This window comes from Promicromonospora sp. NPDC060271, assembly GCF_042726755.1.
GTDB lineage: Bacteria > Actinomycetota > Actinomycetes > Actinomycetales > Cellulomonadaceae > Promicromonospora.
Genome location: NZ_JBHXBG010000003.1, coordinates 1 through 13,351, shown reverse-complemented (window position 1 = coordinate 13,351; position 13,351 = coordinate 1). Strand labels below are relative to the sequence as shown.

The 13,351-nt window shown below is 72.0% G+C and carries 10 protein-coding genes; 5 read left to right on the top strand and 5 right to left on the bottom strand.

Annotated features, from left to right (window positions below; translation table 11 throughout):
• Positions 1 to 177 precede the first annotated feature (177 nt).
• The 5 genes from ACFWE2_RS00820 to ACFWE2_RS00800 all read right to left on the bottom strand — a co-directional run bounded on the left by ACFWE2_RS00820 (position 178) and on the right by ACFWE2_RS00800 (position 4,144).
• Positions 178 to 1,110 (bottom strand): threonine/serine dehydratase, encoded by a 933-nt coding sequence (locus ACFWE2_RS00820; RefSeq protein ID WP_377222300.1) that lies wholly within the window; start codon positions 1,108 to 1,110, stop codon positions 178 to 180.
• Positions 1,107 to 1,856, bottom strand: coding sequence for a nucleotidyltransferase domain-containing protein (locus ACFWE2_RS00815; protein WP_377222299.1), 750 nt, complete (start codon positions 1,854 to 1,856; stop codon positions 1,107 to 1,109). The genes ACFWE2_RS00820 and ACFWE2_RS00815 overlap by 4 nt, the downstream gene beginning before the upstream one ends.
• On the bottom strand, positions 1,853 to 2,539 hold the full coding sequence (locus ACFWE2_RS00810) for an NUDIX hydrolase (RefSeq protein WP_377222298.1): 687 nt from the start codon (positions 2,537 to 2,539) through the stop codon (positions 1,853 to 1,855). Before ACFWE2_RS00810 ends, ACFWE2_RS00815 begins: the two co-directional genes overlap by 4 nt.
• 72 nt (positions 2,540 to 2,611) lie before the next feature.
• Positions 2,612 to 3,406 (bottom strand): alpha/beta fold hydrolase, encoded by a 795-nt coding sequence (locus ACFWE2_RS00805; protein ID WP_377222297.1) that lies wholly within the window; start codon positions 3,404 to 3,406, stop codon positions 2,612 to 2,614.
• Positions 3,407 to 3,511: 105 nt separating this feature from the next.
• Positions 3,512 to 4,144 (bottom strand): TetR/AcrR family transcriptional regulator, encoded by a 633-nt coding sequence (locus ACFWE2_RS00800; RefSeq protein ID WP_377222296.1) that lies wholly within the window; start codon positions 4,142 to 4,144, stop codon positions 3,512 to 3,514.
• A 104-nt stretch (positions 4,145 to 4,248) separates the two neighbouring features.
• On the opposite strand from ACFWE2_RS00800, the gene ACFWE2_RS00795 reads away from it, so the two are divergent.
• The 5 genes from ACFWE2_RS00795 (at position 4,249) to ACFWE2_RS00775 (ending at position 13,304) form a co-directional block, all read left to right on the top strand.
• Entirely contained in the window at positions 4,249 to 5,190 is a 942-nt protein-coding gene (locus tag ACFWE2_RS00795; protein ID WP_377222295.1) for an alpha/beta fold hydrolase, read from the top strand.
• Between the two features lie 59 nt (positions 5,191 to 5,249).
• Positions 5,250 to 5,867: a hypothetical protein gene (locus ACFWE2_RS00790; RefSeq protein WP_377222294.1), complete on the top strand. Its 618-nt coding sequence runs from the start codon at positions 5,250 to 5,252 to the stop codon at positions 5,865 to 5,867.
• A gap of 382 nt (positions 5,868 to 6,249) precedes the next feature.
• Entirely contained in the window at positions 6,250 to 7,344 is a 1,095-nt protein-coding gene (locus tag ACFWE2_RS00785) for a multicopper oxidase domain-containing protein (protein ID WP_377222293.1), read from the top strand.
• A 33-nt stretch (positions 7,345 to 7,377) separates the two neighbouring features.
• Positions 7,378 to 11,382 carry a ThuA domain-containing protein gene (locus ACFWE2_RS00780; RefSeq protein ID WP_377222292.1) on the top strand — a complete coding sequence of 1,335 codons (4,005 nt, stop codon included), beginning with the start codon at positions 7,378 to 7,380 and terminating at the stop codon, positions 11,380 to 11,382.
• 29 nt (positions 11,383 to 11,411) lie between these two features.
• Positions 11,412 to 13,304 carry an OmpL47-type beta-barrel domain-containing protein gene (locus ACFWE2_RS00775; RefSeq protein WP_377222291.1) on the top strand — a complete coding sequence of 631 codons (1,893 nt, stop codon included), beginning with the start codon at positions 11,412 to 11,414 and terminating at the stop codon, positions 13,302 to 13,304.
• Positions 13,305 to 13,351: the final 47 nt, after the last annotated feature.

The following is a 13,351-nucleotide window of genomic DNA, read 5'->3' as shown; positions in this document are numbered from 1 at the left end:
CCGGCGTGTCGTTGCGGTTCGGCGAACGGAACGGTGACGAACTTGCGGTTCGGCGAACGGAGCGGCGAGGGAACAAGGACGAACTTGCGGTTCGGCGAGACCGCGACACCTGCAACCTGCGGCTCGGCCGCTCGGCCGCGAGCCGGCGTCCCCGGCACCCGCCCGAGCGGCCGCGGGTCAGAACCGCACGGCCGTCGTGTTGGCCCCGCACACCAGCACCGCTACCCGCTCCCCCGGCCCCGGCACGTAGCTCCCGGACAGCACGGCGGCGAGCGCCGTCGCGCCGCCCGGCTCGGCCACGACGCGGGCCGTGTCCCACAGCGCTGCCTGTGCTGAAGTGATGGCGTCGTCGGTGACCAGCACCGACTCGGCGACGAACTGCTGGGCCAGCGGGAACATGAGGCGGCCCACCTGCCTGGGTGCGAGCGAGTCGGCGGCGATGCCCTCGGTGGGTGCGTCGACCGGCTCGCCGGCGGCGAGTGCGCGGTGCAGCGTCGGCGAGCCCTCGGGCTCGACCGCGACGACCTTCACGTCGCCGCGGAACCAGGCGGAGATGCCGCCGATGAGCCCGCCGCCGCCCACCGCGACGAGCAGCGTGTCGACGTCGGGCAGGTCCTCGGTGATCTCCAGCCCGAGCGTGCCTTGTCCGATCAGCGTCTCTGGCTGGTCGTAGGCGTGCACCGTCATGGCGCCGGTACCAGCGACGAACTCCTCGCTCGCGGCGAGCGCGTCGGCGTACCGGTCGCCGCCCACGACGAGCTTCGCGCCGTAGCCACGGATGCGGTCGGCCTTGGCCGGCGAGGTCACGCTCGGCACGAAGATCGTGGCGGGGATGCCGAGCCGGGCGGCCGCGTAGGCGACCGCCGCACCGTGGTTGCCGCCCGACGCGGCGACCACGCCGGCGTCGGGCACCTCGCGGGTGAGCAGGCTGGTGAACGCGCCGCGTGCCTTGAACGAGCCGGAGTGCTGCAGGCACTCGAGCTTGAGCGAGACGGGGTGCGCGGGGCGGCCGAAGTCCGCCAGGTCGACGTCCAGCACGGGCGTGTGCCGTACGTGCGGGCGGATCAGGGCCTCTGCGGCGCGGATGGCGTCGCGGGTCACGTCGGTCATCTGGTGCTCCCCAGGTCCTCGAACGCTCCGGCCAGCCGGTCGGCCAGTGCGGGGTCGTGCCGCGCCGCCTCGGCGTGGATCGTGCGGACCGCCGCGTCGTGGGTCGTGCGCAGCTCGTCCGTCGCGGTCGTGGCCGCTCGGACACCGGCGAGCACGTCCAGCTCGGCGGCGGGCAGCCCGTCGACGCCCCTGCCCTGGTGCGGGCTGAGCCCGTGCCGCAGGCAGGCGAGCGAGACGAGCTGTTCGCGGACGCCGTCGAGCATGGTCACCGCCTGCCAGCCGCGGCCCCTGGCGATGGCGGACCGGGCGTGCAGCGCGTGCAGCCACGCCAGGCCGATCAGGCGTTCCGGGTCGGGCGGCGGCAGGTGTGCGGGCGGGTTGGTCTCGCCGAACAGGAGCCGGAATCCCTTGACCGTCTCCCGGAACCGCTCGTACGGCCAGAACGACACGTCCACCTGCAGCGACCCGGCGAGCAGGAACACGCGGTAGAGCACGCCGTCGGCCACGACGTCGAGGTGGTGCACGGCCCCGTGGGCCGCGTACATGGTCTCCGTCCATCGGGCCGCGACGTCGGCCGGGTCGCCGTCGGCGGCGATACGCAGCACCAGGTCGATGTCCGACCACTCGTCCTCGCGCCCCGTGGCACCGGAGCCGACGAGTGCGGCGGCCGCAACGGCGTCGTCCGCCCGGGCGGTCTCCACGAGGGCGTCACGCACGGCCTCGCGGGCGTAGGTCGTGAACCTCATGAGATCCCGAGCTCCTTGGTGCGGTCCCAGTCCTCGGTCCAGCCGAGCTGGTCGAACATGGCGTCGAGGATCCCGGCGGTGAACCCCCACACGAGGTGGGTGAGGTCGCCGTCGTGCACGTGGAAGCCCGGGCCGCGCCAGGTCTGGTTGCCGCGGCGCAGCACGGTGGTGAAGCGGTTGGCGGGGTCCAGCAGGTCGGCGACGGGCGCGCGGAAGACGTGCGCCGACTCGGCGGCGTCGACGACGGCGACGGGCGTGGGGCGGGCCCACCAGCCGAGCACCGGGGTGACCACGTGGTTGCTGACCGGCATGGGCAGCTCGTCGAACGCGCCGAGCACCTCGACGCCTGCCGGGTCCAGCCCGGTCTCCTCGACGGCCTCGCGCAGGGCGGCGGCCACGGCGTCCTCCCCGTCGTCGGCGCGTCCGCCCGGGAAGGCGACCTGGCCGGCGTGGCTGCGCAGCGTCGCGGCCCGCGCGAGCAGCAGCACGTCGAGGTCGGCGGGCACCGCGAGGTCGTGGTCGCCGCGGTCGGCCGCCAGGCCGTCCAGGACGCCGAAGAGCACGAGGACCGAGGCGGGGCGGGCGTCGCTCGTGAAGTCACCGCGCGCGTGCCGCCACGGCCCGTCGAAGCCCCGTTCGGCGAGCGCGACGAGCTGCTTGCGTGCGGATGCGGAGGAGCTCACTGCCCGACCTTAACTCCGGTTCCGGAGGCTCCCGTACCTCAGCGAGCGCCCCGGTGGAAGGTCACGGAACGTTCACCAGAGGAACGAGCGGACAGCGGCCGACACGGCGGCGGACCGGTCGCGGTGCACCGCGTGCCCGGCGCCCACCACCATCCGCACCCGCACGCTCGGGTTGCGGATCATGAGCTCGACGCCGGTGGGCGGCGGGAACAGGGCGCCGTAGGCCGGGTCGGCGCTCAGCACGAGCGTTGGGACCACGAGGCGGCTGATGACGCCGGTGTACCGCCACGGCGTGTTGTCCCGCAGGGTGCGCGCCACCGCCGTGGCGTCGGCGGCCTTCGCGGCGTCGGCCACCGCCGTGACGTCGCGCCGGTCCCAGGCCGGGTGCGCCGCCTGCACCGCCCGGGGCGAGGGCGGGTGGGCGGCCTCGGCGATCTCCGCCGCGGCGCCGGTCTCGAACCGGTCGTCCGGGATGTCGAGCGCCGGGTCGAGCAGCACCAGGCGGCGCGTGAACCTGCGGTCGGAGCGGGCGTCGGCGTCGACGGCCAGCGCGCCGAGCAGGCCCCCGAGGCCGTGTCCCACCACGAGGTCCCAGCCGGCGCCGAGGGCGCGCACGTCGGCGACGTGGTCGGCGAGCAGGTACGAGTCGGCGCGGGGGCTCGTCCCGTGGCCCCGCAGGTCGGGGGCGACCACCTCGTAGCCGTCCGCCGCGAGGGTCTCCGCGAGCTGCCACCAGGTGGCGCCGGCCGACACCGTGCCGTGCAGCAGGAGCGCCCTCCCGGGCCCGGCGCCCCACCGGGTGGTCGCGAGCGGGACGGCCGCAGGTGGGACGGCCGCGTCGTCAGGACCCTCGTGCCGCATCACCATGAACAGAGGGTAACGAGCACATGTATACGGCCTTGAAACATTTGGCCATCGCTCGACAGCGGCAGGTCAGCGCGGCAGGTCGGCGCGGCAGGTCAGCGCGGCAGGTCAGCGCAGCACGGCCGGATCCGCCCCGTGCGCGACGAGGAGCGCCCGGACCGCCGCTTCGGCCCGTCCGTAGACGGCGTCGTCGCCGTACAGGAGCGAGCGGTCGTTGGCGGCGTTCAGCAGCGCGTTGATCTCGAACTCGACCTGGTCGGGATCGGTCCCCGGGGACAGCTCGCCGGCGTCGGCCGCCGTGCGCACCTGGTGCCCGACGTACGACTCCCAGGACCGCTGCGCCGCCACCACGGCGTCCCGCACGGCACCCTCGCGCATGTCGTACTCCACCTCGACCGTGCGGAAGAAGCAGCCCCCGCGGAACACCCGGGTGCGTGAGTACTCGGTCCAGGCCAGCACGAGCGCCCACAGCCGCGGCAGGCCCCGCGGGGCGGAGCGCGCCGGGACGACCACGTGGTCGCGGTAGATCTCGGTCGCCCGTTCCACGGCGGCGAGCTGGAGCTTCTCCTTGGACCCGAACAGCCCGGCGATGGCGCTCTTGTTCACGGGCGCGGACGTGGCGAGCGTGCCGAAGGACAGTGCGTCGAGCCCGCGCACCGACGCCTCCTGCACCGCGTGGTCCAGCACGGCACGGCGCGTGCGGTCGCCCCGGGCACGGCGCAGGTCGGTAGAGAGGTCCATGAAAGAGAGTGTACGACCGTCCGCACATCGGATAGTGTGCGAACGGTCGTACAGTTTGTTCGGCCGAACCCGGCCAGCCAGACCCAGACCCCCGGAGGTCGTCCGTGCCCCAGTCCCAGCGCGTCACCCGCGCCACGTTCCGCGCCCTCGGCCGCACCGCACCGCCGCTCGCGCTGGCGCTCGGCTCGGTCACCTACTGGCGACCAGGCCCGCCGGTACCGGTCCGGCTCGCCGACCGGCCGGTCCACGACTCCGCACGCCGCGGCTCGCTCGTGCACCGCCCCACGTTCCGCGGCGGCGCACGCCGACCCGCCCAGGTCGCCACCTACTCCTGGGGCGAACCGGGCGCGCCCGGCGTCCTGCTCGTCCACGGCTGGCGCTCCCGGGCGTCGGTGTTCGGCCGCATCGTCGAGGACCTCACCGCCGCAGGGCTCCGGGTCGTCACGTACGACGCGCCCGCCCACGGCGACTCCGGCGGACGCGGGCGCACCGGGCTCGACGACCTCGACATCATCCGCCGGCTGTCCGACGCCGAGGACGCACCCTGGGCGGCAGTGGTCGGGCACTCCCTCGGCGTGCTCGCGGCCGGGATCGCCCTGCACGAGGGCGTCCGGGCCGAGCGGTTCACCGGGATCTCCGCCCTCGCGTCGGTCCGCTCCGCCACCGACTGGTTCGTCCGGGTCTCGGGACTCCCCTGGGCCCTGCGGGACCGCTTCGCGACCGCCGTCCAGCGCTACGGGCTACCCGGGCACCCCGACGTCTACGAACGCTTCGACCTGCTGGCGCACACCGTTCCGGCGTCGGTCCCCGCGCTCTGGATACACGACGCCGGGGACCGCATGAATCCCCACGTCCTGTCCGAGCGGCTCCACGACGCCCACGCCTCGTCGAGCGAGCTGTTCACGACGACGGGGCTGGGGCACAACAAGATCCTCGGCGACCCGGTGGTCCGGTCCAGGATCCTCGACCACCTGGCGGCCCCGGCGTCCCGCGCGACCGCCCGCTCGGGGGCGCAACCCCATCCAAATGCACAAACACTTCCCTGACCTGCGAAAACACCCTACGCTGAGGCCCGGTCCGCGCCGGTTCCGCGAAGGGGATCACCATGCAGTACGCGAGCGACCACGCCCTCGCGGCGACAGCCACGGGCATCCTGGCGGCGCTGTGGTTCGCCTGGACCGTCCGGCACTCCGGCCCCTGGACGCGGCTCCTGCCCGTCGCGGGTGTCGTGGTCGCCTGCGGCGTCGTGGTGATCGCCGTCGTCGCCGCCGTACGCTCCTGGCCCGACGGCACGGTGGTGACCGGACGGGTCGTGGCCATCTACGTCGCGGCGCTCCTGGCCCACGGCGGCCTGACCCGGCTGTGCACCGGGCTCATCGCGAGCAGGTACCGGCGGGCGGTGGCGGCCGCCAAGGACGCGGACAAGGCCGGCGTCACCGCGGGAAAGCCGCGGCTCCACCTGATCCCCACGGTCGTCGCACTGTCCACGGCGATCCAGGTGGCGATCGTCGCCAACACGCTCGACGTGCCCATCCTCTACCTGGGCGCCGCGGCCGGGATCCTCGCCGCGCTGGCGGCCTGGCCGCTGGGCTGGGTGCTGCGCGCCGTCACCAGACCGCGCGGCCACCGCTCGACGGCGGCGCTCGCCCATCCCCTGACCGGGCTCCTCACCGGCGCCGTGCTGGTGGTGACCGCCGTGTGGGTGCTGCTACCGCCCCCGTAGCAGGCCGCCGCCGTAGCCCTCCACACAGAAGTCTGACGCTGTTCCTTCAACTTTTGCTTGACACTCGGCATAAGTCGCCATAGGTTCGCAAAGCCACCTTGTGGTGCACAACACGCATGCGAGCCATCCAGGGCCTTCCCGACAAGGAGCCCGGCGGGATGACCGCATGGGTCATGAGGGCGTGTCCGTCGCCGCTGACGGTCACGAGCCAACGTCCTTGGAGGGAACGACGATGCGGTCCACCTTCGTGACACCACCTTTTATGACAACGCTGTCACCCACGGCAGGCCGCCGTCGGCTTCGCGCGTAGGAACCCCATACCTCCTGATCCCTGTCTCGCCGGGCCCGCATCCGCATGCCCGGCGGTGTCGAACGGAGACGCATGCCTGAGAACAACGCTGAGACCCCATCCACGCAGAGCGCCGTGTCCCGCCGCTCGATCCTGACCGGCACGCTCGCCGGGCTGATGGCGCCGACCGCGGCGCTGGCGCTCGGCGCGGACACCGCCGCCGCGGCGGGCACCGGGATCGTCCGTCCGCTGGGCACCACCCGGCACATCACCGTCTACGCGGAACCCCTGCCCGGCGGCCTCTACGGCTACGGGCTCGCACCGGGCAAGGCCACCATCCCCGGCCCCCTGCTCGAGATGTGGGAGGGCGACACCCTCCAGATCGAGCTGGTCAACAACACCGACAAGCGCCTGTCCATCCACCCGCACGGCGTCGACTACAAGACCGAGTCGGACGGCAGCCCGTTCAACGACTCCTTCAACGAGCCCGGCGAGACCCGCACGTACACGTGGGGCAGCCACGTGCAGACCCAGCTCGACGACGGCCACTGGCTGCCCGGCAGCGCCGGCTACTGGCACTACCACGACCATGCGCTGGGCGGTGAGCACGGCACCGCCGGCCTGCGCGCCGGCCTGTACGGCGGGCTCGTGGTGCGCCGCAGGGGCGACATCCTGCCCGACCGCACCTACACGGTCGTGTTCAACGACATGACCATCAACAACAAGGTGGCCCCCGACACCCCGATGTTCGAGGCGAACCTCGGCGAGACGGTCGAGTTCGTCGCGATCGGGCACGGCGACCAGCTACACACCTTCCACCTGCACGCCCACCGCTGGGCGAACAACCGGACCGGCTACCTGACCGGGCCCGACGACCCCAGCCAGGTGATCGACACCCGCGACCTGAATCCGGGCGACTCGTTCGGGTTCCAGGTCAAGGCCGGCCAGAAGGTCGGCGCGGGCGCGTGGATGTACCACTGCCACGTCCAGTTCCACTCGGACGGCGGCATGGCCGGGGTCTTCCTGGTCCGCAACGCGGACGGCTCCATGCCTCCCGGCGCGCAGGACGCCATCGACAGGTTCCACGAGCACGGCGGCCACCTGACCAGCGGCGCCACCCAGTCCAGCACAGAGACCAGCACCACCCAGCCAGGCGCAGGGACCGGCACGGCCCACTCCGGCCACTGACCGCACGCAGAGATCACGCGCAAAGGAGCAGTGATGGAACGGACAGGAAGACGCAGGATCCTCGGGGCGGCAGCCCCGCGCAGGTCGGTACGTGGCGCCCTCGCCGCGGCGGCCGGCGCCGCCCTCGTCCTGGGGCTGGCGACGGTCCCCGCCCAGGCCCAGCGGACCACGACGGCCGACGCCGCCCCGCTGTCGGCCGCACCGGTGGCGCTCGCAGAGGACGCGGCGGACATCAACGTGCTCGTGTTCCACGGCGCGCCGGACAAGCAGGCCGACCCCGTCGCGACCGCGACCAGGACCATCAAGGAGCTGGGCGCCGAGCACGGGTTCACCGTGCGCACCGCCAGCGACCCGCGGGCCTTCACGACGCAGAACCTCGCGGCGTTCCGCGGCGTCGTCTTCCTGTCCGCCGAGGGCGTCGAGCTCAGCACCGCGCAGGAGGACGCGCTCAAGGCCTACGTGCGGGACGGCGGCGGCTTCCTCGGCATCCGCGACGCCGCACGCGCGCAGGACCGCTCGCAGTGGTTCACGGGCCTGATCGGCACCCGGCCGGCCGGCAACCTGCCGGACCCGCTGGCCGTGGCGAGCGTGACCGCGAGCGCCGAGAACCCGCCGAACGAGGACGCCCCGAACCTGATCGACGGCGACTCGAACACCAAGTGGCTCGCCTTCGAGCCGACGGCGACCATCGACCTCGAGATGCAGGAGGCCGTCGTCGCCACGCGGTACGCGCTGACGTCGGCGAACGACTTCGCCGGCCGCGACCCGAAGAACTGGACCCTGCAGGGCTCCGCCGACGGTGAGACGTGGACCGACCTGGACACGCAGACGGACCAGGAGTTCCCCGACCGGTTCACCCCGATGGACTACCGGTTCGAGAACGAGACGGCCTACCGGCACTACCGGCTCGACATCACGGCGAACGCGGGTGACGACCTGACCCAGCTCGCCGAGATCCAGCTCTTCGACGGCACGGGCGAGGAGGAGCCGGCCCCCGAGGTCCCGGTGCAGGAGGCGACGGTCAACGTCGTCGACCGGGCGCACCCCGCCAACGACGGGCTGCCCCTGAACTGGACCCGTTCGGACCGCTGGCTGAACTGGTCACCGAACCCGGTCGGCGAGGTGCACACGATCGCGCAGGTGCAGGAGTGGGACTACGAGCCGGGCGAGAGCGCGAACGGCCCGTTCCACCCGATCTCGTGGTGCCGTGACTACGACGGCGGCCGGTCGTTCTACACCGGCATGGGCGGCACCGCCGAGACGTACGCGGAGGACGAGTTCCGTGACCACCTGCTGGGCGGCCTGCTGTGGTCGACGGGCATGGCGCGCGGCGACTGCCAGGCGACCATCGCGGCGAACTACGAGGCCAAGCGCCTGACGGTGAAGAACGCGGCGGGCAAGCTCGACCAGATCGGCGAGCCGCACGGGCTCACGGTCGCGCCCGACGGCGGCGTCTTCTACATCGGCAAGGCCGCCTGCCCGTCCGGTCCGGTGGTGTCGTGGGACGACCCGAAGGTGGGGCTCGGCTGCGGCACGGTCCACCGCTGGGACCCGGACTCGGGGACCACGAAGCTCCTGACCACGCTCGACGTCATGGGTAATCGCGGCAGCGGCAGCGAGCTGGTCAAGAACGAGGAGGGTCTGCTGGGGCTGACCCTCGACCCGGACTTCGCCGAGAACCAGTGGATCTACCTCTACTGGATGCCGCACGAGTCGATCGACCGCGAGCGCCGCGTCGGCCTGCGCACGGTCTCGCGCTTCACGTACGACGCCGAGGCGAACACCATCGACCAGTCCACGCGCAAGGACCTGCTGGAGTGGGAGACGCAGATCCACAGCTGCTGCCACGCGGGCGGCGGCATGGACTTCGACAACGACGGCAACCTGTACATCGGTTCCGGCGACGCCAACTCCTCGGGTGGCTCGAGCGGCTACTCGGGCAACAACTGGACCCTGGAGTACGCGGGCATCTCGTTCCAGGACGCGCGCCGCACCGCCGGCAACACGAACGACCTGAACGGCAAGATCCTGCGGATCCACCCGGAGCCGGACGGCACGTTCACGATCCCCGAGGGGAACCTGTTCCCCGAGGCGGACGACCCGGGCGACAAGACGCGCCCGGAGATCTACGTCATGGGTGTCCGCAACATCTCGCGCCTGGCCTACGACAAGAAGAACGACTGGCTGACGGCGGCGTGGGTGGGGCCGGACGCGGGCCTGCCGAACCCGGAGCTCGGCCCGGCGAAGTACGAGACGGCCACGATCATCACCTCCGCGGGCAACCAGGGCTGGCCCTACTGCATGGGTAACGGGCAGCCCTACCGGGACCGCAGCAACGAGGACGCGAGCGTCCTGACCGGCTGGTACGACTGCGACAACCCGAAGAACACCTCGCCGCGCAACACGGGCCTGGTGGACCTGCCGCCGGTGCGCGACAACATGATCTGGTACTCGCCGAGCGGCGGCGGCCCGGTCTTCCCCGAGGGCGAGAACGGCATCCCGTCGTACGTGGACGCCGAGGCGACCTACACCCAGCCGTACCTGCGCGGCGGCGGTCAGGCCATCATGAACGGCCCGACGTACCACCGGTCCGAGGTGGACACCGCCAGCGGTGTCGCCTGGCCCGCGTACTGGGACAACAAGTGGTTCATCGGTGACCAGTCCAACTCGAACAACCGGATCGCCGTCACGGTGAACCCGGACACGGTGGACGAGGCAGCTCCCCCGGTGTTCGCCGAGGACCTGCGCCAGATCATCCAGGGCGGCAACGGCAACGACGACGTCGACCAGTGGATGGACGCCAAGTTCGGTCCGGACGGGGCGCTGTACCTGCTCGACTACGGCGGCGGCTTCTTCTCGCTGACCGACCGGCAGAAGCTGACCCGGATCACCTATCACGGAGGCGCGCCGACGCCGGTACCGGCCGGCTCCGGCGCCAGCGTGCAGAGCGACCCGCTCACCGTCGCGTTCCGGGGCGGCGACTCGGGCGGCGTCTCCTACGCGTGGGACTTCGGGGACGGGAGCACCTCGACCGAGGCGAACCCGCGGCACACCTACAAGAGGGTCGGCACCTACGACGCGACGCTCACGGTGACCTACGCCGACGGCGACAAGACGACTCTCGACGTCCCTGTCGAGACGACGTGCACCATCCCGGACGACCGCAAGAACGTCTGGATCGGTGACACCAAGACCAGCGTCCCGAGCGTCGACCTGGGCGGCTGCACCATCAACGACCTGATCAACGACGAGCGTGACTGGGACACCAACGGCCGGTTCGTGAACCATGTGACCGCGGTGACCAACCAGCTCGTGGCGGACAAGGTCATCACGAAGGCCGCGCAGACGAAGCTGGTCCAGGCCGCGAAGGCGTCGGAGATCGGGACGGACGCCCACTCCGGGTACCGGTGGCTGTTCGACGGTACGGCGGAGACGCTTGCCGACTGGCGGCAGGCGCCCGGCGGGAACTTCGACCTGCGCGACGACGGGTCCATCCGGGCGCAGGGCGGGCTCGGCATGCTCTGGCACCCGGGCGAGGAGCTCGAGGACTTCTCCCTGAAGCTGGAGTTCAAGGACGTCGCGCCAGGCACCGGTTACGCCAACAGCGGTGTCTTCACCCGGTTCCCCGACCCGCGCGTGCCGCGGGACGAGCGTCCCGAGTGCGGTCAGCTGACCGACGCCGAGGCCTGGGTGGCCATCTACTGCGGCCACGAGATCCAGCTCTACGACGGGCCGACCGGCGAGCCCCAGAAGACGGGGTCGGTGTACAACTTCGACCCGAACGGCCTCCCCCAGGCGGGGGCCACCCCGAAGGGCGAGTGGAACGAGTACGAGATCCAGGTGGTCGGCCAGCAGTACACGATCATCCGCAACGGCGTGGTCATCAACGAGTTCGAGAACTCGCCGGGCAAGAAGTCCTCGCGTGCCGGCGACCCGCCGACCGACCTGCGGCAGTTCCTCAGCGGCTTCATCGGCCTGCAGAACCACAGCGACGCCGACGCCATGGAGTTCCGCAACATCCGGGTGCGTGACCTGTGACCGCCCCAGCCGAAGAGAGAGGCGTCCTCATGTTCCGACGCAGACTGTTCCCACACGGACTGTCCCGGCTCCTCGCCGGGGCCGCGGTCAGCGCCCTCGTGGTGCTGCCGCTGGCCCCGGCGGCCACCGCCGCGGAGTACCGCGGCGACATCTCCCCCGTGCGGTCCGCCACCCCGGCGGCCGCCGAGGCGACCGACCTGGCAGCGGACCAGGTACTGACCTGGACCGCTGACGCGAGCGTCTCGAGGTACGCCTCGGCGCCCGCCACGGCGACCGCCGGTGCCGCCACGGTGATCTTCGAGAACAGTGCGGCGACCGGCAACAACATCGGCATGTCGCACACGCTGACGTTCGACACGAGCACCCCCGGGTACAACCACGACGTCACGCTGGACATCCTGGCCAACCCGTTCGACGCCAACGGCGGCCGCTACGAGGCCGAGGTGGTCCTCACCCCGGGCAAGTACCGGTACTTCTGCGCCATCCCGGGGCACAGCACGATGGTCGGCGAGCTCGTGGTCACCGAGGGCCCGGGCGAGGACACCACCGCACCGGTGGTGACCGCCGACGTCGCAGGCCAGCAGGACGCCGACGGCGCCTACATCGGCTCGGCCACCGTGAGCCTCACGGCCGAGGACGCCGGCTCCGGCGTCGCGTCCGTCGAGTACTCGCTCGACGGCGGCGCGTACGTGCCCTACGGCGAGCCGGTCGTGCTCGACGAGCCGGGCATGTACATGCTCGAGTACCGCGCGACGGACGCCGCCGGCAACGTCTCGGAACCCGAGATGCTGCACGTGACGGTGGTGCCCTCCGACGGGGAGGACACGACGGCACCCACCGTCACCCCCGAGGTGACGGGCGAGCTCAACGGCGACGGTACCTACGAAGGCACCGCCACCGTGAACCTCACGGCGGTGGACGCCGGCTCGGGCGTGGCGAGCGTCGAGTACGCGCTCGACGGCGCCGAGTACGCGCCCTACACCGACCCCGTCGTCGTCGACACGGTCGGTGAGCACACCGTGACCTACCGGGCCACGGACAACGCAGGCAACGTCTCCGCACCCGGTTCCGCGACGTTCACCGTCGTGGAGCCCTCCCAGGAGGACACCACCCCGCCGTCCGTCACCGCGGAGGTCACGGGCGAGCAGGACGCCGACGGCGCCTACCTCGGCTCCGCGACGGTGAGCCTCCTGGCCGAGGACGCCGGCACGGGCGTCAAGAGCGTGGAGTACAACCTGGACGGCACCGGCTACAAGGCCTACACGGCGCCCGTGGTGGTCGACGTCACCGGCCCGCACACGCTGTCCTACCGGGCCACCGACAACGCCGGGAACGTCTCGCAGCCCGGCAAGGTCGACCTGGTGGTCGTCGGCGGCGCGGACCCGCCGGACACGACGCACCCCATCGCGTCGGCGCAGGTCGACGGGGAGCAGGACGACGAAGGTGCCTACATCGGCTCGGCGACCGTGACCATCAACGCCCGGGACGGCGAGTCCGGGGTCGCGTTCATCGAGTACGCGCTCGACGACTTCATCTTCCGGGAGTACACGGGGCCGATCGTGGTCACGGAGGGCGGAGCGCACGAGCTCGGGTACCGGGCGACCGACAACGCGGGGAACGTCACGCGGACGGGGACCCTCAGGTTCCAGATCGCCCGTGCGGGCATCGACGCCTGCCCAGTCTCCGACGAGCGCCCCACGGTGATCATGGGGGACGTCGACAGCAAGGTGGCCAACGTCGACACCGGTAACGGGTGCACGATCGCGGACCTCATCGACGCCGACGGGCAGTGGGTGAGCCACTGGGCGTTCGTACGCCACGTGACCCAGGTCGCCGACCGCCTGAAGGCGGACGGCGTGATCACCGAGACGAAGCGCGTCAAGCTGATCAACGTGGCCAAGCGCTGCGACGTCGGCCGGTAGCCGCACAGGGTGATCGGCAGAACGTCAGGAGGTCGGCAGCCCGAGCT

Coding starts and splice junctions, on each gene's coding strand:
- ACFWE2_RS00820 (WP_377222300.1), bottom strand. CDS start 1,110: ATGACCGACGTGACCCGCGACGCCATCCGCGCCGCAGAGGCCCTGATC.
- ACFWE2_RS00815 (WP_377222299.1), bottom strand. CDS start 1,856: ATGAGGTTCACGACCTACGCCCGCGAGGCCGTGCGTGACGCCCTCGTG.
- ACFWE2_RS00805 (WP_377222297.1), bottom strand. CDS start 3,406: ATGGTGATGCGGCACGAGGGTCCTGACGACGCGGCCGTCCCACCTGCG.
- ACFWE2_RS00800 (WP_377222296.1), bottom strand. CDS start 4,144: ATGGACCTCTCTACCGACCTGCGCCGTGCCCGGGGCGACCGCACGCGC.
- ACFWE2_RS00790 (WP_377222294.1), top strand. CDS start 5,250: ATGCAGTACGCGAGCGACCACGCCCTCGCGGCGACAGCCACGGGCATC.
- ACFWE2_RS00785 (WP_377222293.1), top strand. CDS start 6,250: ATGCCTGAGAACAACGCTGAGACCCCATCCACGCAGAGCGCCGTGTCC.
- ACFWE2_RS00780 (WP_377222292.1), top strand. CDS start 7,378: ATGGAACGGACAGGAAGACGCAGGATCCTCGGGGCGGCAGCCCCGCGC.
- ACFWE2_RS00775 (WP_377222291.1), top strand. CDS start 11,412: ATGTTCCGACGCAGACTGTTCCCACACGGACTGTCCCGGCTCCTCGCC.